The organism is Amycolatopsis tucumanensis (assembly GCF_021654135.1).
GTDB classification, from domain to species: Bacteria; Actinomycetota; Actinomycetes; order Mycobacteriales; family Pseudonocardiaceae; genus Amycolatopsis_E; species Amycolatopsis_E tucumanensis.
The window spans coordinates 176,744-199,487 of record NZ_JAKGSD010000010.1; the positions used below are offsets into that span (position 1 = coordinate 176,744).

The 22,744-nt window shown below is 70.5% G+C and carries 22 protein-coding genes and 2 tRNA genes; 9 read left to right on the top strand and 15 right to left on the bottom strand.

The window, feature by feature from the left end; genetic code table 11:
- The 6 genes from L2C96_RS13590 to L2C96_RS13615 all read right to left on the bottom strand — a co-directional run.
- Window positions 1-1,031: WXG100 family type VII secretion target (locus L2C96_RS13590; RefSeq protein ID WP_504903389.1), on the bottom strand; the 1,031-nt coding region annotated here is incomplete at its 3' end.
- Window positions 1,028-1,339, bottom strand: a complete 312-nt coding sequence (locus tag L2C96_RS13595; RefSeq protein WP_308191148.1) for a type VII secretion target — start codon at window positions 1,337-1,339, stop codon at window positions 1,028-1,030. The genes L2C96_RS13590 and L2C96_RS13595, both read right to left, overlap by 4 nt.
- The gene (locus L2C96_RS13600) at window positions 1,336-1,845 is read right to left on the bottom strand and encodes a YbaB/EbfC family nucleoid-associated protein (RefSeq protein WP_020421987.1); all 510 of its coding nucleotides are present in this window, start codon (window positions 1,843-1,845) and stop codon (window positions 1,336-1,338) included. The genes L2C96_RS13595 and L2C96_RS13600 overlap by 4 nt, the downstream gene beginning before the upstream one ends.
- 114 nt (window positions 1,846-1,959) lie before the next feature.
- Entirely contained in the window at window positions 1,960-2,424 is a 465-nt protein-coding gene (locus L2C96_RS13605) for a cysteine dioxygenase (RefSeq protein WP_237336390.1), read from the bottom strand.
- A 178-nt stretch (window positions 2,425-2,602) separates the two neighbouring features.
- The gene (locus L2C96_RS13610) at window positions 2,603-3,610 is read right to left on the bottom strand and encodes an NAD(P)H-dependent glycerol-3-phosphate dehydrogenase (RefSeq protein ID WP_020421985.1); all 1,008 of its coding nucleotides are present in this window, start codon (window positions 3,608-3,610) and stop codon (window positions 2,603-2,605) included.
- A gap of 2 nt (window positions 3,611-3,612) precedes the next feature.
- A complete protein-coding gene (locus tag L2C96_RS13615) occupies window positions 3,613-4,314 on the bottom strand; it encodes a lysophospholipid acyltransferase family protein (RefSeq protein WP_020421984.1) in 702 nt (233 codons plus the stop codon).
- Window positions 4,315-4,383: 69 nt separating this feature from the next.
- Here L2C96_RS13615 and cofC point away from each other — a divergent pair, with 69 nt between their 5' ends.
- From cofC to L2C96_RS13630, 3 genes are all read left to right on the top strand, one after another.
- On the top strand, window positions 4,384-5,019 hold the full coding sequence (gene cofC, locus L2C96_RS13620; protein ID WP_020421983.1) for a 2-phospho-L-lactate guanylyltransferase: 636 nt from the start codon (window positions 4,384-4,386) through the stop codon (window positions 5,017-5,019).
- Window positions 5,020-5,135: 116 nt separating this feature from the next.
- Window positions 5,136-7,322: an RNA degradosome polyphosphate kinase gene (locus L2C96_RS13625; RefSeq protein ID WP_020421982.1), complete on the top strand. Its 2,187-nt coding sequence runs from the start codon at window positions 5,136-5,138 to the stop codon at window positions 7,320-7,322.
- Entirely contained in the window at window positions 7,319-8,257 is a 939-nt protein-coding gene (locus tag L2C96_RS13630) for an NUDIX hydrolase (protein WP_308191149.1), read from the top strand. The genes L2C96_RS13625 and L2C96_RS13630 overlap by 4 nt, the downstream gene beginning before the upstream one ends.
- Before the next feature lie 692 nt (window positions 8,258-8,949).
- Here the strand turns inward: L2C96_RS13630 and L2C96_RS13635 are convergent.
- The 3 genes from L2C96_RS13635 to leuC form a co-directional block, all read right to left on the bottom strand.
- Window positions 8,950-9,570, bottom strand: coding sequence for an HU family DNA-binding protein (locus L2C96_RS13635; RefSeq protein WP_020421980.1), 621 nt, complete (start codon window positions 9,568-9,570; stop codon window positions 8,950-8,952).
- A 227-nt stretch (window positions 9,571-9,797) separates the two neighbouring features.
- Window positions 9,798-10,400 carry a 3-isopropylmalate dehydratase small subunit gene (gene leuD, locus L2C96_RS13640; RefSeq protein ID WP_017987479.1) on the bottom strand — a complete coding sequence of 201 codons (603 nt, stop codon included), beginning with the start codon at window positions 10,398-10,400 and terminating at the stop codon, window positions 9,798-9,800.
- A gap of 16 nt (window positions 10,401-10,416) precedes the next feature.
- Window positions 10,417-11,832 carry a 3-isopropylmalate dehydratase large subunit gene (gene leuC / locus L2C96_RS13645; RefSeq protein ID WP_020421979.1) on the bottom strand — a complete coding sequence of 472 codons (1,416 nt, stop codon included), beginning with the start codon at window positions 11,830-11,832 and terminating at the stop codon, window positions 10,417-10,419.
- Between the two features lie 128 nt (window positions 11,833-11,960).
- Between leuC and L2C96_RS13650 the strand changes: the two genes are divergently transcribed.
- The gene (locus tag L2C96_RS13650; RefSeq protein WP_237336391.1) at window positions 11,961-12,680 is read left to right on the top strand and encodes an IclR family transcriptional regulator; all 720 of its coding nucleotides are present in this window, start codon (window positions 11,961-11,963) and stop codon (window positions 12,678-12,680) included.
- Between the two features lie 76 nt (window positions 12,681-12,756).
- Complete coding sequence (locus L2C96_RS13655) at window positions 12,757-13,383, top strand: alpha-ketoglutarate-dependent dioxygenase AlkB (protein ID WP_237336392.1); 627 nt, start codon at window positions 12,757-12,759, stop codon at window positions 13,381-13,383.
- A gap of 369 nt (window positions 13,384-13,752) precedes the next feature.
- Here L2C96_RS13655 and L2C96_RS13660 read toward each other — a convergent pair whose 3' ends face one another.
- A complete protein-coding gene (locus tag L2C96_RS13660; protein WP_237336393.1) occupies window positions 13,753-14,346 on the bottom strand; it encodes an Rv1733c family protein in 594 nt (197 codons plus the stop codon).
- A 519-nt stretch (window positions 14,347-14,865) separates the two neighbouring features.
- Between L2C96_RS13660 and L2C96_RS13665 the strand changes: the two genes are divergently transcribed.
- Window positions 14,866-15,570: a hypothetical protein gene (locus L2C96_RS13665; protein WP_237336394.1), complete on the top strand. Its 705-nt coding sequence runs from the start codon at window positions 14,866-14,868 to the stop codon at window positions 15,568-15,570.
- A 5-nt stretch (window positions 15,571-15,575) separates the two neighbouring features.
- Window positions 15,576-16,175: a class F sortase gene (locus L2C96_RS13670; RefSeq protein ID WP_020421975.1), complete on the top strand. Its 600-nt coding sequence runs from the start codon at window positions 15,576-15,578 to the stop codon at window positions 16,173-16,175.
- Window positions 16,176-16,209: 34 nt separating this feature from the next.
- Here the strand turns inward: L2C96_RS13670 and L2C96_RS13675 are convergent, their stop codons facing one another.
- Window positions 16,210-16,749: a GNAT family N-acetyltransferase gene (locus L2C96_RS13675; protein ID WP_237336395.1), complete on the bottom strand. Its 540-nt coding sequence runs from the start codon at window positions 16,747-16,749 to the stop codon at window positions 16,210-16,212.
- A gap of 162 nt (window positions 16,750-16,911) precedes the next feature.
- Here L2C96_RS13675 and L2C96_RS13680 point away from each other — a divergent pair, with 162 nt between their 5' ends.
- Entirely contained in the window at window positions 16,912-18,480 is a 1,569-nt protein-coding gene (locus tag L2C96_RS13680) for a DUF11 domain-containing protein (RefSeq protein ID WP_237336396.1), read from the top strand.
- A 206-nt stretch (window positions 18,481-18,686) separates the two neighbouring features.
- On the opposite strand, the gene L2C96_RS13685 is transcribed toward L2C96_RS13680, so the two are convergent.
- The 4 genes from L2C96_RS13685 to gltX form a co-directional block, all read right to left on the bottom strand.
- Window positions 18,687-18,759: transfer RNA gene (locus L2C96_RS13685), tRNA-Glu, on the bottom strand.
- Between the two features lie 64 nt (window positions 18,760-18,823).
- Window positions 18,824-18,895 (bottom strand) — tRNA-Gln (locus L2C96_RS13690).
- Between the two features lie 93 nt (window positions 18,896-18,988).
- On the bottom strand, window positions 18,989-19,681 hold the full coding sequence (locus L2C96_RS13695; RefSeq protein ID WP_020421972.1) for an HAD family hydrolase: 693 nt from the start codon (window positions 19,679-19,681) through the stop codon (window positions 18,989-18,991).
- 179 nt (window positions 19,682-19,860) lie between these two features.
- Window positions 19,861-21,342, bottom strand: coding sequence for a glutamate--tRNA ligase (gene gltX, locus L2C96_RS13700; protein WP_237336397.1), 1,482 nt, complete (start codon window positions 21,340-21,342; stop codon window positions 19,861-19,863).
- Between the two features lie 90 nt (window positions 21,343-21,432).
- On the opposite strand from gltX, the gene L2C96_RS13705 reads away from it, so the two are divergent.
- Window positions 21,433-22,665 (top strand): FAD-dependent oxidoreductase, encoded by a 1,233-nt coding sequence (locus tag L2C96_RS13705; RefSeq protein WP_237336398.1) that lies wholly within the window; start codon window positions 21,433-21,435, stop codon window positions 22,663-22,665.
- Window positions 22,666-22,744: the final 79 nt, after the last annotated feature.

Sequence of the window (22,744 nt, forward strand, 5' to 3'; positions counted from 1 at the left end):
ACATCCGCAGGCTTCGGCCCCACAACCGGAGCCGCCGGCGGATCATTCAACTTCGGCCCAGTCGACACCGCCGCAGCATCCGCAGGCTTCGGCCCCACAACCGGAGCCGCCGGCGGATCATTCAACTTCGGCCCACCCGACACCGGAGCAGCATCCGCAGGCTTCGGCCCCGCCGCCGGAGCGGGCGGCGGGTCGTTCAGCTTCGGCCCATTCGACACCGGCGCACCGGTGTTCGCCGGCGCCGGCCCGCTCGAACCGGGCTTCACCGACGGCGGCTTGGCGCCCGCGAGGTCGTCACCGGCCTTGCCGAGCTTGCTCAGCGACGCGCCCAGATCCACCAGCTTCCTGGTCAGCTCGGCGATCTTCGCGCCGATCTTGCCCAGCGCGGTGGCCACCATGCCGATCGTCGTGCCGATGAAGATCGCGATCGACGCGCCGAACGTCACCGGCGCCAGCGCCGCCGCGATCAGCGCCCCCTTGATGATCGTCGCGAGCAGCATGGCGATCAGGTCGCGCGCGATGCCGCGGAAGGCGCCCACCAGACCGCCCGCGACCTTCATCGACTTCCCGGCGTTCTCCAGGTAACCGCCGATCGCGTTGAGCTGGTCGGTCACCGCTTCCATGCTCTTGCGGAACTGGTCGGCGCCCTCACCAGACCAGCTCTCCATCAGCGTCGCGAGCTTGGTCTGGTGCTCCTGCGCCCACTGCTCGAGCTTTTCCTTCTCGGCCTTGACCGCTTCCTCGGCCGCCGCGATGCCCTCGGGGTCGCCCCACATGATGTCCAGCGGCCACCGCAGCACGGAGATGTGCTCGATCAGCCAGCCGATCCCGGCGGTCAGCAGGCTGCCGATCGGGTCGAGCGCGAGACCCAGCGTCTCCAGCGCGAGACCGGCCGAGCCGATGCCGATCGCGACCTTGTCGTTCTCCTTGACGGCCTCGTTCAGGCTGACCGCGGCGTCGAAGAACCCGGCGCCGGTCTGCCACTTCTCGGCCATGTGCAGGCCGACGTCCCCGGGCTTGTACTCGCTCATGCCTTGAACCCCAGCAGTCCGGCGGCCGTCTCGGAGTCGTGCGCGTCGTAGGCCTTCGCGGCCTCGCGCACGTTGTCGGCGAACTCGCTGATCGTGCCCGAGTACTTGTTGAGCTGGTCTTCGGCCTTGCCGCACCACAACGTGACGCCGGCGCCGAAGATCTGCCCGACCATCCCGAAGATGCCGATGTCGCCGACGCACCCGCCGACCACCCCGGCGGTGCCCTTCAGGTTCTCCGTCAACTGGTCGAGGTGCTGGCCGAACGACACCAGCGGAGCCGAATCGACCTCGAAACCGGAACCGCTCACCACGGCCTCATCTCGTCGTCGTCATCCGCCGGGGACGCCGGGCGCGGCCGCCGCGGCGCGGGACGCTGCTGCACCGGAGACACCGGCGGAACCGGCGGCGGAGGCGGCGGTGCCGCTTCCGCCTCGGGCTCGGCGAAGTCCTCCGGCTCGTCCTCGACCGGCGGCAGGAAACTCCTGATCACCTCGGCGGACTCGCCGTCGCCCGCGATCGCGGTGAACGAGTCGGACACGGCGCGCGCGGCCTGCCGCTGACCTTCCCGCACGGCCTGCATGATCGCGGCGGTGAGCCGCGCCGGGCCGAGATCGCAGGCGCGGTGCCCGAGTTCGAGGCTTTGCAGCGCACCGTTCGGCGCGATCGTCACGGTCACCGAACCGTCCTTCGACCGCACCGTCGCCGACGCCTCGCCGAGCGCGTCCTGCAGCGCCGCGGCCTTCTGCTGCATCTCCCGCACCTGCTGTTCGAGCAAGTGCTGGAAGTCCTCCCCCGGCCTCAGATTCGGCTGCATCCTGCTCCCCTGCGCGTGTATCCGGTGATCAACGCGCAGGCTACCGCAGCGATCGTGAGGTTCCGCCCGGATGCGGCGAACTCCCCGGGAACCTTTCCCGAACGGGCGAGGAGGTCAGTCGCGGACCGGTCCGGTGACCGGGTCGAGGTGGTAGGACCGCATGACCCGGCCACCGCTGCGGTAGACGTGGATGCTGATCGCCGGGTCCGGGCCGTCGTTGCGCACCTGGTGCACGTATCCCGGCCCGAAGACCCGCGACTGCCCCGCCGACAACGCGTGCACCTCGGTCACCCCGCGCCGCGCGACGGTCTCGGTGAGACGGCCGCCGACGACGGTGAACGCGCCCGTCGAGTGCCCGTGGTCGTGCAGGTCGGTGTGCTGGCCGGGCAGCCAGCCCATCAGCCAGATCTCCTCGTCGTCGCGCGCTTCGACGAGCGCTGAGAACCGCTCGTCCGGGTCGTAGCGCAGCAGGTGCCGCCAGCGGTCGCGGTCGGCGGCGAACTCGAGCGCGACCCGCACCGGGTGGCGCAGGACGGGCTTCTCGGTCAGGGCAACGGTGTTGTCCGGAACGGCGAACATGAAAAGAGGTGTCCTTGAAAGAAGAAGGTGGTTGTCGGGCAGGCTGGGCTGGGTCAGCGACAACAACAAGGACACAGCGCGGCGCCACAGCGGAGATCCCGCCGGGTCATCAGGCCACGCGTCGTCATGGCGCCCACCCAACCAGCAGGCCGGGCGGGCGTCAACTCCGTTCCACCTACTAGGACCACTCGTGCTTCTGGCGGCGGCCGAGCAGCTCGGCGCCCACCTGGCGGGGGTCCGCCCCCTCGTGGCACACGCGGTGCATCGCGTCCGTGATCGGCATGTCCACACCGTGCTTGTGGGCCAGCTCGCGGATGGACGTGCAGGACATCACGCCCTCGGCGACCTGCCCGCCCGCCGCGGCCTGCGCCTGCTCCAGCGTCTCGCCGCGGCCGAGCCGCTCCCCGAACGTGCGGTTGCGGGACAGCGGGGACGAACAGGTCGCCACGAGGTCGCCGACCCCGGCGAGCCCGGCGAACGTCAGCGGGTCCGCGCCCAGCTTCGTGCCCAGCCGCGCCATCTCCGCGAGCCCGCGGGTGATGAGCGTGGCCGTGGTGTTGGCCCCCAGCCCCATGCCGACCGCCATGCCGCAGCTCAGCGCGATGACGTTCTTCGCCGCGCCGCCGACCTCGCAGCCCACCACGTCGGTGTTGGTGTAGGGCCGGAAGTAGGAGTTGAAGCTGGCCTGCTGGATAGCGACAGCGCGGTCGTGGTCGGCGCACGCGAGCACCGCGCCCGCCGGCTGCCCCTGCGCGATCTCCCGCGCCAGGTTCGGGCCGGACACCACCACGATCTCGTCGCCGGAGACACCGCTGATCTCGGCGATCACCTCGCTCATCCGCTTGAGCGTGCCGAGTTCGACGCCCTTGGCGAGGCTGACGAGGATCGCGCCGCGCGGCAGGAGTTCCCGCCAGCCGGACAGGTTCGCGCGCAGGCTCTGGCTGGGCACGGCCAGCACGACCGCCTCCGCGCCCGCCAGCGCCTCGGCCGGGTCGTGCGTCGCCGTCAGGTTCGCGGGCAGTTCGATGCCCGGGAGGTACCCGCTGTTGGCGTGCCGCTCCCGGATCTCCCCGGCGACTTCCGCCCGCCGGGCCCACATCGTCACGTCCCGGCCCGCGTCGGCGAGCACCTTCGCGAACGCGGTGCCCCACGAACCCGCGCCGAGCACGGTGATGCGCTGCACCATCGTCAGTCCGCCGCCTCGGGTTTGCGGGCGGGCGGCTGCTCACCGCGGACGTCGGCCAGCAGCTCGGTGACCCGCTCCATGAGCAGTTCCGTCACCTCCCGCAGCACCGGGCCGGTCTGCGGCTTGCCGCGGTAGGCGGACAGGTCGACCGGTTCGCCCACCGCGTGCGTCACGGTCGTGCGCGGCAGCAGCCGCACCTTCTTGTGGTAGAAGTCCAGGATCTGCTGGGTGCCCCAGCGCGCCACCGGGATCACCGGGACGTCGTTGTCGAGCGCCAGCCGCGCGACCCCGGTGTGCGACCGCTTCGGCCAGCCGTTCGGGTCCTTGGTGATGGTGCCCTCGGGGTAGATGACGACGACCTTGCCCTCCTGCAGCGCCTGGTGCGCGGCGCGGAGGCTGTCGCCGGCCTGCGCCGACCCGCGGTAGACCGGGATGCTGCCGGCGCCGACCAGGATCTTCCCGAAGATCGGGGTGCGGGCGAGGCTGTCCTTGGCCAGGAACCGCGGCACGCGCTTCTGGCGGTGGATGAACACCGCGTCGACGGCGGGGTCCATGTGCGAGACGTGGTTCATGACCACCAGCGCCGGACCTTCCCGCGGGATGCGCTCGGCGCCGGTGTAGACCCGCCTGCCGATCCAGCTCACCGGGTAGAACAGCACGGCGGCGGCTCCGACCCAGAACCCGCCCTTCTCACGACCGGCCAAGACTCCTCCTGCTGTGGTGTGTGCTGCCGGTAGCTGATCCTAGGTGCACGATTGCGGAAAGATGGGAGTGTGCCCGTACCCGTCGAAATCTCCGGCCTGATCGTCCCGCTGAAGCCGCCGCGGGCAGGCAAGTCCCGCCTGCGTGGCGCGGTGGACGAACGCGACCACGCCGCGCTCGTACTGGCCCTGGCCTGGGACACCCTGGCCGCGGCGACCGACGCCGGCGTCCGCCTGCTGGTGGTCGCCGCGGATCCGGCCGCCGTGTCCGGTCTGCGACGCCCCGGGGTGGAGGTCGTCGGCGAGCGCGGCGACGGCGACCTGAACTCCGCGCTGCGGCAGGGCGAGGCCTTGCTCCGGCAGCGGGACCCGGACGCCGTGGTCGGGGCGATTCAAGCCGATCTGCCCGCTTTGCGTCCCGCGGAACTGGCCGCCGCGCTCGCCGCCGCGGAGGGCAGGAGGGTGTTCGTCGCGGACGCGGACGGCACCGGCACGACGTTGTTGCTGTCTGAACCGGGCGGGCCGCTCGACCCGCGGTTCGGCGCCGGTTCGGCCGCGGCGCACGCCGGGTCCGGCGCGGTGCCGCTGGAGCTGGACCTGCCGACCCTGCGCCGGGACGTGGACACCCCGGCGGACCTCGCGGAGGCCTGCCGCCTGGGCGTCGGCGACCGGACGCGGGCCGTGCTCTGCTCACGGGAGGTGGCGTGAACATCACCCGGCCGCTGGGCGAACTGCTCCGGGTGGTCCTGCGGAGCACGGGTGAACTGCTCAATCTCTCACTCGGAGTATCGGCAGCCAGGCCCGAAGTAAGGAACAATGCGAGAGTGAGCAGCGACGAGACCAACCCCCCGGCAACGACCCAACCGGCGTCCGGCGAGACCGCCGCGCCCACGAGATTCCGCGCCATCCCGTCCGCGCCGCCGGCGGTGACCCCGTCGTCGGACCTGCCGCCCGCGTCCCTGCCCGACGACCGGTACTTCAACCGCGAGCTGTCGTGGCAGGACTTCAACGCCCGGGTGCTGGCCCTGGCCGAGGACGCGTCCCAACCGCTGCTGGAGCGGGCCAAGTTCCTCGCCATCTTCGCGTCCAATCTGGACGAGTTCTACATGGTGCGGGTGGCCGGGCTGAAGCGCCGCGACGAGACCGGGCTGCCGGTGCGCAGCGCCGACGGGCTCACCCCGCGCGAGCAGCTGGCCTACATCGCCAAGCGCAACCAGGACCTGGTGGAGCGGCACACCGCCGCGTTCGAGGAGCACGTCCGCCCGGAGCTGGCCAAGCACGACATCCAGATCGTGTGCTGGGCGGACCTGGAGCAGGCGGACCAGGCGCGGCTGTCGGACTACTTCACCGAGCAGATCTTCCCGGTGCTGACGCCGCTGGCGGTCGACCCGGCGCACCCGTTCCCCTACATCTCCGGGCTGTCGCTGAACCTCGCCGTGACGGTGCGGGACCCGGACCTGGGCACCGAGCGGTTCGCCAGGGTCAAGGTGCCGAACAACGTGCCGCGCCTGATCCGCGTCGAGCAGCAGCGGGAGAGCCGCGTCGCGACGTTCCTGCCGCTGGAGGAGCTGATCGCCGCGCACCTCGGTGAGCTGTTCACCGGCATGGAGGTCACCGAGCACCACGTTTTCCGGGTGACCCGCAACGCCGACGTGGACGTGGACGAGGACCGCGACGAGGACCTGTTGCAGGCGCTGGAGCGGGAGCTGGCGCAGCGCCGGTTCGGCCCGCCGGTGCGGCTCGAGGTCGCCAACGACATGAGCGAGCACGTGCTCGACCTGCTGCTGCGGGAGCTGGAGGTCGACCCGCACGACGTGGTCGAGGTGCCCGGGCTGCTGGACCTCACGTGCCTGATGCAGCTTTCCAGTTTGGACCGCAAGGAACTGAAGGACCGCCCTTTCGTCCCGGCCACGCACCCGGCGTTCGGTGAGCACGAGACGCCGAAGAGCGTTTTCGCGACCCTGCGCGAGGGCGACGTGCTCGTGCACCACCCGTACGACTCGTTCTCCACGAGCGTGCAGCGGTTCATCGAGCAGGCCGCCCGGGACGACAAGGTGCTGGCCATCAAGCAGACCCTGTACCGCACCTCCGGTGACTCCCCCATCGTGAACGCGCTCATCGACGCCGCCGAGGCCGGCAAGCAGGTCGTGGCGCTGGTGGAGATCAAGGCCCGCTTCGACGAGGAGGCCAACATCACCTGGGCCCGCACCCTGGAGCGGGCCGGGGTGCACGTGGTCTACGGGCTCGTCGGGCTGAAGACGCACTGCAAGGTCGCGATGGTGGTGCGCCAGGAGGGCTCGACCATCCGCCGCTACTGCCACATCGGCACCGGCAACTACAACCCGAAGACGGCGCGGCTTTACGAGGACGTCGGCCTGCTGACCGCGGACCCGGACATCGGCGCGGACATCACCGACCTGTTCAACGTGCTGACCGGGTATTCGCGGCAGGACACCTACCGCAACATCCTCACCTCGCCGGCCGGGATCCGGCGCGGCATCCTGCGCCTCGTCGATGAGGAGATCGAGCACAAGCACGCCGGCGCGGAAGCCGGTATCCGCATCAAGTGCAACTCGCTCGTCGACGAGCAAATCATCGACGCGCTCTACCGGGCCTCCGCCGAAGGGGTTCCGGTGGAGATCGTGGTGCGGGGTATTTGCGCCCTGAAACCCGGCGTGCCCGGACTGTCCGAGAACATTTCCGTCCGGTCCATTCTCGGGCGGTTCCTGGAGCATTCCCGCATCTTCCATTTCCTCGCCGGGCGCACCTACTGGATCGGCAGCGCGGACATGATGCACCGCAACCTGGACCGCCGGATCGAGGCGATGGTGCAGGTCAAGGACGCGCGGCTGACCAGGCAGCTGGACGACATCCTCGATTCGGCGCTGGACCCGGCGACGCGGTGCTGGGTGCTCACCGACAGCGGGGAGTGGCAGCCGTCGCCCGCGGACACCACGCAGGTCCGCGACCACCAGAACGAGTTGTTGAAGAAGCACGGGGCCAACGGGTGAGTTCTGTTCGTGTCCGCGCCGCGGGTGCGGTGCTGTGGCGGACCGGTCCGGGCGGGGTCGAGGTGGCCGTCGCGCACCGTCCCCGGTACGACGACTGGTCGCTGCCGAAGGGGAAGCTGGACAGCGGGGAGACCCTGCCCGCCGCGGCGGTGCGGGAGATCGCCGAGGAGACCGGTTTCCGGGCCCGCCTGGGGCGGCACCTGCGGACGGTGCGGTACTCGGTGGCGGCCGGGCCGAAGTCGGTGGACTACTACAGCGCGGCGGCTGTTTCGGGGGCTTTCGAGCCCAACGAGGAGGTCGACGAGCTTCGGTGGCTCACGCCCGCGGAGGCGGCCGGCTTGCTGTCGTACGACAGTGACCGGTCGGTGCTCGAGGATTTCGAAGCATTGCCGGCGGGGTTGACCACGCTGTTGCTGGTGCGGCACGCGAAGGCCGGGAAACGGGACGAGTGGCGCGGTGACGACGACCTGCGCCCGCTGTCCCCGAGCGGCATCCGGCAGGCGGCCGCGCTGCGGGCGTTGTTGCCGCTGTTCGGTCCGGACAGGGTGGTGGCCGCTCCCCGATTGCGGTGCGAGCAGACGGTGCGCGGCCTGGCGGACGACCTCGGTGTTCCGGTGGAGCACGAGGACCTGATGGCGGAGGAACACTACTGGGACGACCGGGACGCCGGGCTCGCCAGGCTGCTGGCGCTGGTGTCCGTCGGCGGGACGCCCGTGGTGTGCAGCCAGGGCGGGGTGATCCCGGACCTGGTGACGAGGTTGGCGGCCCGCGACGGCTTGCGCCTGCCGGTGGATGAGGGTGAGAAGGTGCCGAGCAAGAAGGGCTCGGTGTGGGTGCTCTCGTTCCGGGCCGCGCCAGGCAACGGCGGCCCCCAGCTCGTGGCGGCGGACTACCTGCCCACAGCGCTGCCAACCCCCGCCACGAGCCAGGTGTAGCTCAGTCCGCCTGCGACGGTGGTTGCAGCATGCCGGACAGAAAGCCGGCAGCGCGGGCAGACCAACGCGCCAGGCCATCCCGCACCTCGCCAACGGAAGCCGGCAACGCAAGGGGCCCGACCACACCCCGGCCCTCCCCCACCCCTCCAACGCAAGCCGGCAACGCAAGCGGACCGACCAAGCCCCAGACCTCCCCCCGCCCCCGATCCACAGCCTGCTTTTGGTCGCCGATCAGCGGGGTCAAGGTACTCTTTCCCGCCTTGACGCCGCTGCTCGGCGACCGACACACAATCAGGAATCGGGGGCGGGGGAGGTCGGCACCCAAGGCGACCTTCCTCGCGCCGTCAGGCGCCTCCCGCCCGCAGGGCGCACCGCCCGCAGGGCGGACTCCCCGGATGTCCTCGCCGGACGGGCAGGCTCCGGGATGACAGAAGAGCCCCTCGTGTCACCTTGGGTGGGTGGCTGGGTGGTCATCCCGTCGCCTTCCGGTTTGTGCATATCACCTTGAGCCAGGGCCGCAAGGTTGGCATGTCCGGCCTGCGGTGAGCACAGAGGTTGCGGCCCTGGCCCAAGGTGATCGTGCCGGTGTCAGGCGACGGGATGACCACCCAGCTCGGGTTCGGGGCCCGAAACGCGGCAGGGCCCCCGCGGACAACCGCGGGGGCCCTGCCGAGAAGCAATCGCTACGGCGCTTACTTCTTCTTCCGGGTCGTGGTGGTCTTCTTCGCGGCAGTGGTCTTCGCCGCGGTGGCCTTCGGGGCCGCCTTGGTGGCGGTGGTCTTCTTGGCCGCGGTGGACTTCGCCGCCGTGGTCTTCGAAGCCGTGGCCTTCGGGGCCGCCGTCTTGGTGGCGGCCGCGGCGCGGCTGCGCGTGCTGGTGCTGCGGGTCGCGGTGGGACGCGTGGTGGTCGCCTTCGCGGTGGTGGCCCGCGAGCTCGTCGAGCGCGACGCGGTGGTGCCGGTGCTGCGGGTCGAAGCGGCAGCGCTGCGGGTCGAAGTCGTCGTGCGCTTCGCCGCCGTGGCCTTCGGCAGCTTCTTGGCACCGCTGATGACGTCCTTGAAGGTCGTGCCGGCGCGGAAGGCCGGAACGTTGGTCTTCTTCACCTTGACCGTCTCACCGGTGCGCGGGTTGCGAGCGGTGCGGGCCGCGCGGGCACGCTTCTCGAACACACCGAAACCGGTGATGTTGACCTTCTCGCCCTTCTGCACGGTGCGAATGATGATGTCCACCAGGTTGTCGACCGCCTGGGAAGCAACCTTCTTGTCGCCCAGACGCTCGGAGAGCGCCTCGATCAGCTGGGCCTTGTTGGCCATTCCAGTCCTCCATGAAGAACTACGTGTCACACGGCCACATCGGCCGACTTCACGCACACGGTATTACCAACTCGCCCAAAATTCCAAACGGCGCGCGGAATTTTTCTGCAGGCGGGGCGTGGTTTCCGCCTCCTGAGCGACCCTCTCGGGCCCTTCCGCGCGCCGTTCGGCGTGGTGTTCCCGGCCTCGGACCGGGTGCGAATCCCTTGCTGAGCAGGGAATTCGTGTTATCCGGCCGCCACCGGGGTGGTCACCGGCTTCCAGCTGGGACGCTGCGACTCGAACCGGTCGATCTCGTCGGCGTGTCGCAGGGTGAGAGCGATGTCATCCAGCCCCTCCAGCAGCCGCCAGCGGGTGTAGTCGTCGATCGCGAAGGTCGTCTGGAAGTCCTTGGCCCGCACGGTCTTCGCCTCGAGGTCGACCGTGACCTCCGTGCCGGGGTCGTTCTCGAGGATCTTCCACAGCTGCTCGACGTCCGACTGCTCGCACTGGGCGGCCACCAGACCCTGCTTCCCGGAGTTGCCCCGGAAGATGTCGGCGAAGCGGGAGGAGATGACGACCCGGAAGCCGTAGTTCATCAATGCCCAGACAGCGTGTTCGCGCGAGGACCCGGTGCCGAAGTCCGGACCGGCGACGAGCACGCTGCCGGCCTTGAACGGCTCCTGGTTCAGGATGAACGACTCGTCGGTCCGCCAGGCGGCGAACAGGCCGTCCTCGAAACCGGTGCGGCTGACCCGCTTGAGGTAGACGGCCGGGATGATCTGGTCAGTGTCCACGTTGGACCTGCGCAGGGGCACTCCGATGCCGGTGTGCGTCTTGAACGGCTCCATGGTGGTGGGGGCTCCTTCAGTTCAGGTCTTCGGGGCTGGACAGCGTGCCGCGGACGGCCGTGGCGGCCGCGACGAGCGGCGAGACGAGGTGGGTGCGGCCACCCTTGCCCTGCCTGCCCTCGAAGTTGCGGTTGGAGGTGGACGCGCTGCGCTCGCCGGGGGCCAGCTGGTCCGGGTTCATGCCCAGGCACATCGAGCAGCCCGCCTGGCGCCACTCCGCGCCGGCGTCGAGGAAGACCTTGTCCAGTCCCTCGGCCTCGGCGGCCTGGCGCACCCGCATCGAGCCGGGCACGACGAGCATCCGGACGCCCTCGGCCACCTTGCGGCCCTGGAGCACGTCCGCGGCGGCCCGCAGGTCCTCGATCCGGCCGTTGGTGCACGAGCCGAGGAAGACGGTGTCGACCTTGATCTCCCGCAGCGGGGTGCCCGGCTTGAGGTCCATATAGGACAGGGCCTTCTCGGCGGCGAACCGCTCGGTCTCGTCCGCGATCTGCTCCGGGTCCGGCACCGACTCGCTCAGCGGCAGGCCCTGGCCGGGGTTGGTGCCCCAGGTCACGAACGGGGTCAGGGAGTCGGCGTCGAGGTGGACCTCGGCGTCGAACACCGCGCCCTCGTCGGTGCGCAGCGACTTCCAGTTCTCCACCGCGGCGTCCCAGTCGGCGCCCTGCGGGGCGTGCGGGCGGCCCTTCAGGTAGGCGAAGGTGGTCTCGTCCGGGGCGATCATCCCGGCGCGGGCGCCGGCTTCGATCGACATGTTGCAGATCGTCATGCGGGCTTCCATCGACAGCGCCTCGATCGCGCTGCCCCGGTACTCCAGGACGTAGCCCTGGCCGCCGCCGGTGCCGATCTTGGCGATGACGGCGAGGATGACGTCCTTCGCCGTGACGCCCGGCCGGAGCCTGCCGTCGACGTTGATGGCCATCGTCTTGAACGGCCGCAGCGGCAGGGTCTGGGTGGCCAGCACGTGCTCGACCTCGGAGGTGCCGATGCCGAAGGCCATCGCGCCGAACGCGCCGTGGGTGGAGGTGTGACTGTCACCGCAGACGACCGTCATCCCGGGCTGGGTCAGGCCCAGCTGCGGGCCGATGACGTGCACGATGCCCTGCTCGGCGTCGCCCATCGGGTGCAGCCGGACGCCGAACTCCTTGCAGTTCTTCCGAAGCGTCTCGACCTGGGTGCGGGACACCGGGTCGGCGATGGGGAGTTCGATGTCGACGGTCGGGACGTTGTGGTCCTCGGTCGCGATGGTCAGGTCCGGGCGCCGCACCTTGCGGCCGGCCAGCCGGAGACCGTCGAACGCCTGCGGGCTGGTGACTTCGTGCACCAGGTGCAGGTCGATGTAGAGCAGGTCGGGCTCCGCTCCTTCACCGCGGCGCACGGTGTGCGCCTCCCACACCTTCTCGGCCAGTGTCCGCGGCCGCGTGGTGGTCATCTGTGCTCCTCCCACGAGGTTGATTGGGAGCAAAGGAACCTGAGGACCGTCGCGGGAACGTCAGCGACCTCGGGTTCGATTTTCCCAGATTCTGGACTTCCCAAATCCCGGGAAGCTAGTATCGCGTCGTGGGACAGCATAGCTCTTCTGACCAGCAGAGCGGTATCGGCGTTCTGGACAAGGCCGTCGCCGTGCTGCAGGCCGTCGCCGAAGATCCGTGCGGGCTCGCGGAACTGTGCACCCGGACCGGGCTGCCGCGCGCGACCGCGCACCGCCTCGCCGTCGGCCTCGAGGTGCACCGGCTCCTGCGGCGCGGGCCGGACGGCCGCTGGCGCCCGGGATCCGCGCTCGCCGAACTCGCGGGCGGCACCGAGGATCCGTTGCTGGACGCGGCGAGTTCGGTGCTGCCGAAGCTGCGGGACATCACCGGGGAGAGCGTCCAGTTGTACCGGCGCGACGGGGTGCAGCGCGTGTGCGTGGCGACCGCGGAACCGATGAGCGGGCTGCGCGACACGGTCCCGATCGGGACGCGGCTGTCGATGACGGCCGGCTCCGGCGCGAAGGTGCTTGCCGCGTGGTCCGATCCGCACACGCAGCGCACCATCTTGGCGGACGCGGTGTTCGGGGAACGGACGCTGCTGGAGGTGCGCCGCCGCGGGTGGGCGCAGAGCGTGGCCGAGCGGGAGCCGGGCGTGGCGAGTGTTTCCGCCCCGGTGCGGGATTCCGCGGGCAACGTGATCGCGGCCGTGTCGGTTTCCGGTCCGGTGGAACGGATAGGGCGCAAGCCGGGCGCGCGCTGGGCGGCGGATCTGCTCGCGGCGGCGGAGGCGTTGCAGGAGCGGCTGTAGTCCCGGCCGGTCCGGCCGGTGTTCGGCGATCCGGCGCCGGGTAGAACACACGTTCGATTTGAGGTAGCCTCGGGTCATGACCGCAGGGCTGCAGGGTTCGCTGTTCGGTCAGGCCGAGGAATGTTCGCTCGGGTCCCTGACCGAGACGCGGCGCACGGAACTTGGCGACGGCGCGTGGATCGATCTGCGGCCGGGGTGGTTGTCGGGCGCGGACGTGCTGTTCGAGCGCCTGGCGGCGGACGTGCCGTGGCACGCGGAGCGGCGGCGGATGTACGACCGGGTGGTCGACGTGCCGCGGCTGTTGTGCTTCTACGGCGAGGACGAGCGCCTGCCGGACCCGGTGCTGGACGACGCGCGGGCCGCGTTGAGCCGGCACTACGCGGACGAGCTCGGCGAGCCGTTCCGCACGGCGGGGCTGTGCTTCTACCGCGACGGCCGGGACAGCGTGGCGTGGCACGGCGACACGATCGGCCGGGGTTCGCGGGAGGACACCATGGTGGCGATCGTGTCGGTCGGCGCGCCGCGGAGCTTGCTGCTGCGGCCGCGCGGCGGCGGGGCGACCGTGCGGCAACTCCTGGGCCCCGGCGACCTCATCGTGATGGGCGGCTCGTGCCAGCGGACGTGGGAGCACGCCATCCCGAAGACGAGCCGCCCTATCGGGCCGAGGATCAGCATCCAGTTCCGGCCCCGCGGCGTGCGCTGACAACAGCAGCGCCAGAAAACGATCCGGAAGACACCCTGCGGGTGCGCACCAGTCCGGCAACGGCGGCAGCGCTCGACCCCGGTGGTGTCCGCTGGAGCGGAGTGCGCCAGCAGCGATCAGCATCCGACTCCGGCCCCGTGGCGTGCGCTGAAACAGCGGTCGGCAACACGAGCGGCCGTGCGGTTCGCACCAACGAACCGGAGAACGCACCAAAGGCGGCAGCGCTCAACCCCCGCGGCGTGCGCCGAAGACAGCAGCCGTCACCCCGGTGGTGTCCGCCGCAGCGGAGGAGCGCCGCAGGGGGCATCCTCGTCGGATGCCCGCGAGCGGCGTGTCAGAACCCCAGTGAGAGGCCCCCAGTAAGAACAGTCAGGAACGTGCCCAGCGGTCGCCGAGCGTGGCCCATTCGGCTTCCCACCTCGCGGCGCGCCTGCGGTCCAGCACGAAGCGCGTGATCCAGTACGCCACGGTCAGCACGAGCGCCGCCACGAGCCAGGCGAAGATCCCCGCCAGCACGCCGGTCGTGGCCGCGTCGGTCGAGCTGATCGGCGCGGGCGCCGGGTCACCGGCGTCGTTGATCCACACCGGCACCGTCGACCCGGCCGTCGCGCCGGGGTCGGCCGCCACGATGCCCGTCTTCGGCTCCCCGCCGTTGTAGGTCCACGTCGCGTGCACCCCGGCCGTGCTGCCGGTCGAGAACGCGCCCTCGGTCGCCGGCACCGGCGCCGGCGCGTCCTCGAGCAGCGTCGCGGTCACGAGGTGCCGTGAAGCGCGCTGCTCTTCGGAAACCGCCAGCTGACCTCCGTAAGTCCGGGACCCGGTGAACAACGCCAGCGGAACCGCGACGAGCAGCCCCAGCACCACCACCAACAGGAGCGCAGCCTCGACCCGGTCGGACGTTCTGGCCAACGGGTTGCGACCGATGTGCAGGCGCCGCCAGAAACGCCCGATTGGTCCGGTCACGGTCTAATCCCCCTTCCTCTGCCACCTCGGCAAGCACAATCGCAATACCCACTGTGCCTCGCCCGTACCCGAATTGGCACTGAAACGAGACCAAGACCGCTGTGAGCCGCCCCTCACAACGGCTCAAGATCGGGATCTCTCCATGCTGGCACCGGTGAACGGTTCACGACATCGACCGAAAGGGCTTTCCCGCCGGGCCAGGGGCCACGCTCCGTGACCGCCTCCACCTGGCGATCCGCTGCCGGCGCCGATCGCGTGGGAAATTTTCGCGCCGGACCGGCCTGGTCACGGCCGCGGACCGCTGTTATCGTCCCTTGATGTAACGCGTTGATTCGCGATCGTCGATTAGGGCGTCCGCGTTACACATTTCCGGGACAATTTCCGTCACATGTCTTTTCGTTTCTCCCTGTGACCGGAATCGGGGAAGATCACGCGAGACCCTCGGCCAGAAGAGTGATGACGCGCGCGCCGAGGGCGGTCGGGGTCACCGCGCGTTCCGAGCAACACCATGGAGTCACTTTGCGTAAGCCCTTGGGCCGCCTCGCGGCGGCCGTGATCAGCGGTGCGCTGATCACCCTCACCACGGCCCCGGCCGCGCTCGCCGAGGAGAGCACGACCCCGGAGGTCACCACCACGACGTCGGCCGCGCCGGAGAGCACGGAGACGTCCGCGCCGAGCTCGTCCGCCGAGACGACGAGCGCGACGTCCTCGGCCACCAGCACGACCAGCCGGCCGAGCCTCACCAGCACCCCGGGCACCACGACGACGCCCGTCACGACGACCACCGGGTCGAGCGAGCCGTCGTCGACCTCCAGCAGCGCCCCGGAGGAGCCGCCGTACGAGGACGACACCGCCTATGGCATCGACCTCGGCGACGGCACCGGCGTGCTGATCATCGCCTGCGCCGCGGGCCAGCCGACCGGCGTGTGGTCGCCGGACTTCGACATCCTCGACGGCCCGTACCAGGAGGAGCAGGACGGCCGGTACTGGGACTACCTGGTGCAGCTGCACGAGGGCAAGTCCTTCGACGACGGCACCGTCACCGCCGACTGGACCTGCGCGGGCGCCCCGCAGGGCGGCGGCGCGTCCGGCGGCGGCGTGGCTCCGGTCCCGGGCTCGGGCGAGGCCGGCGAGTGGCAGCAGAGCAACGGCGGCGACGCCCAGGTCTCGTTCGCGCCCAAGGCGGGCGTGGAGACCGGGGCCGGCGGCACCGCCCGGTTCTGACCGCCATGCGCAACCCGTTCACCGGCCGGGGCGGTCGCGTTCTCGCGGCCGCCCCGGCGGTTCTGCTCGCCCTCGTCCTGACCGGCTGCGGCTCCGAGCCGCAGCCCACGCAGGCGGCGGCGCCCACCACGTCGGTCCCGGTGACCAAGCCCTACGACAAGCTGCGCCCGACGCAGGTGCGGATCCCGAAGATCGGCGCCGAGTCCTCGCTCATCTCGGTCGCGGTGAACAAGGACGGCGAGATCGCGGTGCCGTCGGTCGACAAGCCGATGCAGGCCGCCTGGTACCGCCTGTCCCCCGTGCCCGGCGACGTCGGCCCGGCGATCATCCTGGGTCACGTCGACGGCAACCACCAGCCGGGCATCTTCTACAAGCTGAAGGACGTCCGGCCGGGCGACGAGATCTTCGTCGACCGCAGCGACGGGCGGCAGCTGCGGTTCGTGGTCGACCACACCACGCAGGTGCCCAAGGACCAGTTCCCGCAGGACGCGGTCTACGGCAACACCGACGAGCCGCAGCTGCGGCTCATCACGTGCGGCGGCGTGTTCGACCACGCCGAGCACAGCTACACCGACAACATCGTCGTCTACGCGAACCTGGCGTGACCCCCGGTGGCGCCGCGCCCGCGGCGCCACCGGCTCACCAGACGTCCCCGTCGCGCCAGTCGCACGTCAGCTCCCCGTCCGGGTCGAGCGACGTGCCGAGCACGAACACCCCGCCCGCTTCCTCGGGCGTCGGCGTGATCCCGGACGGCGTGAGCACGGACAGCGGCCCGCGCCAGCACGTCCAGCCGCGGGAGCGGTAGAACGGGATCGCCTCATCCGACGCGCTGAGCGCACCCACCTCGTAGGCCTCGCGCACCACACGCTCCAGCGGCTCCATCACCAGCCCGCCGTAGCCACGCCTGCGCCGGTCCGCGCGAACTCCCACGGCCTCCACGTACCCGGTGCGCCAGGCCCGGCCGTCGTGGACCATCCTGCGCTGCACCACGGAGGCGTGGGCCACCAGTTCCGGGCCCTCCCACAGCAGGGCGTGCACGCCGCCGAGGGCGTGCTCCCAGTCGTGTTCGGTCAGGTCGCCTTCGAACACGTCGTACAAGAGCTCACGGGCCGCGCTGAGGGCCGGTGCGCCGAGATCGGCCGTGTGGGACACCTGGAGGGTGGGAGTGATCTCGGCCATGCCCGGAGATTAGGCCGGGCCGGCCGGTGCTGTCATCCGGTTTGTCCACGGTGGACGGGCGGCTCTCCTCCGCTTGGATGAGCCCGGTGTGACGACGACGTGAGGTTTTCCGGCACCGCCCGGTCTGAGCAGTGACATCTGGCGAACCCAAGGAGGGGATCGATGTCACGAATCGGCAGACGCCTGGCGCGGCTGGGCAGCCTGCTCGCCGTGGGCGGGCTGGCGGCACTGGCCGCGATGGTCTCGGCACCGAGCGCCGGTGCGCAAGCGGCCGCCTCGTGCGGTTACGGCACCGGGGGACCCAGCGCTTCCACACTGTGCTGGATCAACATGGCGAACTACAACGACACGCAGGCCCGGTCGAGTGCCGGGCAGAACATGACGATGAAGCTGCCCGGCGGCTACACGATGACCTTCAACGTCATCAACCGTCCGCAGGGCTCGAACGCGTTCCGGCCGCTGAGCTCCGCCGCGGTGCCCACGTGGGGCCCGGCCTACCTCGGCAACCGGGCCTATCGCGGCATCCCCGGGCGGCCGGCGCTGGCGGCCAACGGCGGCGGGGCACCGGGTGTCTGGGTGGACGTCGTGACCCTGCGCAACATCGTGGTCCGTGACTCGGCGGGCGCGCAGGTGACCGGTTACGCGCTCGTCGGTGCGGACGCCGAGGCGACCGCGGCGAACGAGGGCATCACGTGGCGGTCGAACCAGCGCATCGACCTCCTCGCCAGGCTCACGCCGGGCGCGGGTGCGGGCGGCTGCCAGAACAGCGTGACCGGGCTGGGCACCACGACCGTCAGCTGCGCGGGCGCCAACAGCACCAACGGCACGTGGGGCACGGTGCTGGTCAAGTCGGTGGGGGCCACCTCGTTCTCCCAGACGCTGCAAAGCACCGGGGGCGGTGAAGCGGTGGCGTTCGCGGTGATGACCTCGAAACTGACGCTCACCAAGTCCGTGCCTTCGCGGGTGCGGCCGGGCGATTCCTTCGACCTGCGGGTGACCTCGCCGGAGGGGACCTTGTCGGGCTCGGCCACAACCGGTACCGCCGCGACGGCGACGACCGGCACGCTCACCGTGCTGCCACGCGCCAACGGCGGCCGCTACACCCTGAGCGAGGCCGCGAGCCCGGGCAGTTCGCTGGCGAGTTACTCGCAGGCGTGGACGTGCCGCAACGCGACCACGGGCAGCACGACCGCGCTGCCATCGGGGGCGGGAACCAGCAAGGCGGTGGCCCCGCAACCCGGTGACGACATCACGTGCACCATCACCAACACCCCGCTCCCGGCCGACCTGGCGATCGCGAAGGCCGCGACACCGCAGGTGAACGCGGGCGAGACGGTGACGTACCTGCTCGTCGTCACGAACAACGGCCGCGGCGACTCGTCCGGCTACACGGTCACCGACCAGATCCCGGCCGGGCTGACGAACGTGTCGTCGAGCACGCCGGGCTGCGCGATCTCCGGTTCGACCCTGACCTGCACCGGCGGGCTGCTGCCCGCGGGGCAGAGCAGTCAGATCACGGTGACCGCGACCGCGGACGGCACGGTGGAGCTGATGCGCAACACCGCGACCGTGCGCGGCATCCAGCCGGACCCGGTACCCGCGAACAACACCTCCAACGCCGCGGTGACGGTCGTGACCGTGCCGGTGGTGGCGGCGGGTGTCGCCGGGGTGCTGGGCCTGTTCGGCGGCGGCTGGGCACTGCGCCGGCGCCTGCGACGCCCGGTGTCGTGATCTGAACGATCCCGAGTGGACGATCACTGGGCGGGCGCCGGGGCCAGGTGCCCGCCCAGTTTTCACCGGCCCCTGTGCCCGGCGGTGTGACTCAAGAGCAACTGTGTCCCAGACGTCACCGACACAGCGGTAAGGAGAATCGAAGCCATACCCCACAACAAAGCAAGGAGCGCCGACTCGGTGAGTCGGCGCTCCTTGGCTGTACGTACCCCCGATGGGATTCGAACCCACGCTACCGGCGTGAGAGGCCGGCGTCCTAGGCCGCTAGACGACGGGGGCTAGGTACTCGCTCTTTCCCTTGTTGCGAGAGGAACCTTACCAGAGGCGGTTTTTCCTCTTGCAGCTGGGGTACCAGGACTCGAACCTAGACTAACAGAGCCAGAATCTGTCGTGCTGCCAATTACACCATACCCCAACGGTTTGCCACTCCGATTCGCGACTCGGAGCAGCTCCGCTGGGAAGAAATATAGCCTAGCCCCGTCAGCGGTGCGTAACCGGGGGGTGGGGTTCAGCGCTGGGCGGGCACGCCGATCCGCGCGAACTCGCTGACCAGCAGCTGCGGGAGCTCGTCCAGCCCGCCGATGACGTGCACACCCTCCGGCACCTCCGCGTCACCGCCGGTCCGGTCGAGCCACACCCCCTCCAGGCCGGCGTCCCGGGCGCCGACGGCGTCGGTGTGCAGCTTGTCGCCCACGTGGGCGGCCTCACTCGGGTCGCAGTCGAGGACCGCGCACACGGCGTGGAACATCACCGGGTCGGGCTTGGCCGCCCCGACCTCACCGGCGATCGCCACGTGGTCGAAGAAGCGGGTGAGCCCCAGATCGGCGAGCTTGGCCCGCTGGTGGGCGCCGGAGGCGTTGGTCACGGCGGCGATGAGGACGTCCGCCGCGCGCAGCCACTCCAGGCACGGCAGGACGTCGTCGAAGAGGCGCCACGAGCTGCGCAGCACCTCCTTGCGGCGGCGCTCGAACCGGGCCACGTCCTCCGCTTCCAGCACGACGCCGATCTCGGCGAGGAAGCACTGGGTGCGCCGGTGGTGCATGGACGCGTAGTCGATCTCACCGGCGACGACGCGGGCGACGTGCCAGTCGGTGATCCGCTCCCACAGCGGCCACAGGTCGCCCCGGCCGATCAGCAGCGACAACGCGCGTTTGCCCGCGGAGGTGAAGTCGATCAACGTGTCGTCGATGTCCAGGCACACCAGCCGCAGGCTGGACGGTCTCCACGGATCCGCCGGATCCCCCAGACCGGGCTCGGGGACACGGACGCGGGTAGGTGTGCCGGGACGCGCAAAATCCACCCAGCGAGGCTAGGCGAGAACTACGCTGAGCGGTTCGGCCGACAAGGTGATTCAGTGCGTCGTTTCGACCGCGACTGCTTCTACTCTGCGTTGCCGGGCAGAGCGTTACGCAGACGTCCGAGTGAAACTTCCCGGCCGAGCAGCTCCATCGATTCGTACAGCGGCGGCGACACCGTGCGACCGGTGATGGCGACGCGAACCGGGGCGAAAGCCTTGCGCGGCTTGAGGCCGAGGCCCTCGACCAGGGCGTCCTTGAGCGCCTGCTCGATCGCCGCGGTCTCCCACGACGGCAGCGCCTCCAGCGCCTCGATCGACGCGCGCAGCACGGGTTCGGCGTCCGGCTTGAGGTTCTTGGCGGCCGCGTCCTCCTCGGGCGCGAATTCCTCCTCGGGCACGAACAGGAACCGCACGAGCGGCGCCGCGTCACCGAGCACGGTCACCCGCTCCTGGACGAGTGGCGCGATCGTGCGCCACTTGGCCAGCTGCTCTTCGGACGGTTCGGCGGGCAGCAGCCCGGCCGCCTGGAGGTAGGGCACGACCCGCTGCACGAAGTCCTCGGCGTCGAGGGCACGGACGTGCACGCCGTTGATCGCCTCGGCCTTCTTGACGTCGAAGCGGGCCGGGTTGGCGCTCACCTTGGAGATCTCGAACGCCTGGACCAGCTCGTCGACGGTGAACGTGTCCCTGTCGTCGGCGATGGACCAGCCGAGCAGGGCCAGGTAGTTCAGCAGGCCCTCGCGGATGAAGCCGCGGTCGCGGTAGTTGAACAGGTTGGACTGGGGGTCCCGTTTGGACAGTTTGCGGTTGCCCTCGCCCATCACATACGGCAGGTGGCCGAACCGCGGTGTGAACTCCGCGACACCGATCCGCTCCAGCGCCCGGTAGAGCGCGATCTGGCGCGGCGTCGACGGGAGCAGGTCCTCACCGCGCAGGACGTGCGTGATCCGCATCAGCGCGTCGTCGACCGGGTTGGTCAGCGTGTAGAGCGGGTCGCCGTTGGCGCGCACCAGGACCGGGTCCGGGATCGAGCCCGCGGGGAAGCTGATGTCCCCGCGCACCAGGTCGTTCCAGGCGAGGTCCTCGTCCGGCATGCGCAGCCGCAGCACCGGGGCGCGGCCTTCGGCGCGGTAGGCCGCGCGCTGCTCCTCGGTGAGGTCGCGGTCGAAGTTGTCGTAGCCGAGCTGCGGGTCCTGCCCCTTGGCCTTGCGGCGCTCGGCGACCTCCTCGTTGGTGGAGAACGCCTCGTACAGCTCGCCTGCCTCCAGCAGGCGGCGCGCGATGTCGGCGTAGATGTCGCGCCGCTCGCTCTGCCGGTACGGGCCGTACTCGCCGCCGGCGTCGGGGCCCTCGTCCCAGTCGAGACCGAGCCAGCGCAGCGCCTCCAGCAGTTGCTGGTAGGACTCCTCGCTGTCCCGGGCGGCGTCGGTGTCCTCGATGCGGAACACCAGGCTGCCGCCGTGGTGCCGGGCGAAGGCCCAGTTGAACAACGCCGTGCGGATGAGACCCACGTGCGGGGTTCCGGTGGGCGACGGGCAGAAGCGGGCGCGGACTGTCTCAGTCATAACCCGTTCAGCCTATCCCGCTTGACCAGGCGTTCGGAGAGCGCCATGCTGGTCTTATTCAACAACAGATGAATTAAGGGAGTGGTGGCGATGGCTGAGCGCACGACCTGCGTCGTCGTCGGTGGCGGACCGGCCGGGATGGTCCTCGGACTGCTGCTCGCGCGGGCCGGGGTGGAGGTGACCGTGCTGGAGAAGCACGCGGACTTCCTGCGGGACTTCCGGGGCGACACGGTGCATCCGTCGACGCTGCAGCTGCTGGACGAGCTGGGCCTCGGCGATCGGTTCGCGAAGCTGCCGCAGAGCAGGCTGGACACCGTGTCGGTGCCGGGACCGCCCGCGCTCGCGATCGCCGACTTCCGCAAGCTCAAGATCGCGCACCCGTACGTGGCGATGGTCCCGCAGTGGGACCTGCTGGACCTGCTGGCCGACGCGGGTCGCGCCGAGCCGTCGTTCCACCTGCGGATGAACACCGAGGTGACGTCGCTGGTCCGGGAGGCCGGCCGGGTGGCGGGCGTCCGATACCGGACGGCGGACGGGACGACGGGTGAGATCCGGGCGGACCTGACGGTGGGCTGCGACGGGCGGTGGTCGGTGGTGCGGCGGGAGGCCGGGCTGCGGCCGCGGGAGTTCCCGGTGCCGATCGACACGTGGTGGTTCCGGCTGCCCCGGGAGGGGAACGAACGGGCGCACCTGGTGCCGGAAATGCGCGATGGACACTTCGGGGTGGTCATTCCGCGAGAGGAGTACTTCCAGATCGCGTACCTCGCGGCGAAGGGCTTGGACGGCCGGTTGCGCGCGGAGGGGGTGGAGGCGTTCCGCGACCGGATCCGGGCGGTGGTGCCCCAGCTGGCCGACCGGGTGGACGCGATCGCCTCGATGGACGACGTGAAGCACCTGGACGTGCGGCTCAACCTGCTACCGCGCTGGCACCGCGAGGGAGTGCTGTGCATCGGGGACGCGGCTCACGCGATGTCGCCGATCGGGGGCGTGGGGATCAACCTGGCGGTGCAGGACGCCGTCGCGACGGCCAGGTTGCTGGCCGACCCGTTGCGGCGCGGAGTGGCGGCGAGGGACCTGGCACGAATCCGGCGGCGCAGGCTGCTGCCGACACTGGTGGTGCAGGCCATCCAGCGGTTGATGCACCGGGTGGTGATCCGGCCCGTGATCGAGGGACGGCGAAACGGACCGCCGAAACCACTGGTGACACTGATGAACGCGGTGCCATGGGCCCGGAGAATCCCCGCCTACGTCATCGGGGTCGGCCTACTGCCAGAACACGCACCAAAATGGGCACAGCGAAACAACAACACCGAAAACAAATAAAAAAACGCAAGCCGGCAACAAAAAGCAAGCGACTACCCCAACCAGACCTCCCCCGCCCCCGATCCACAGCCGATCTTTA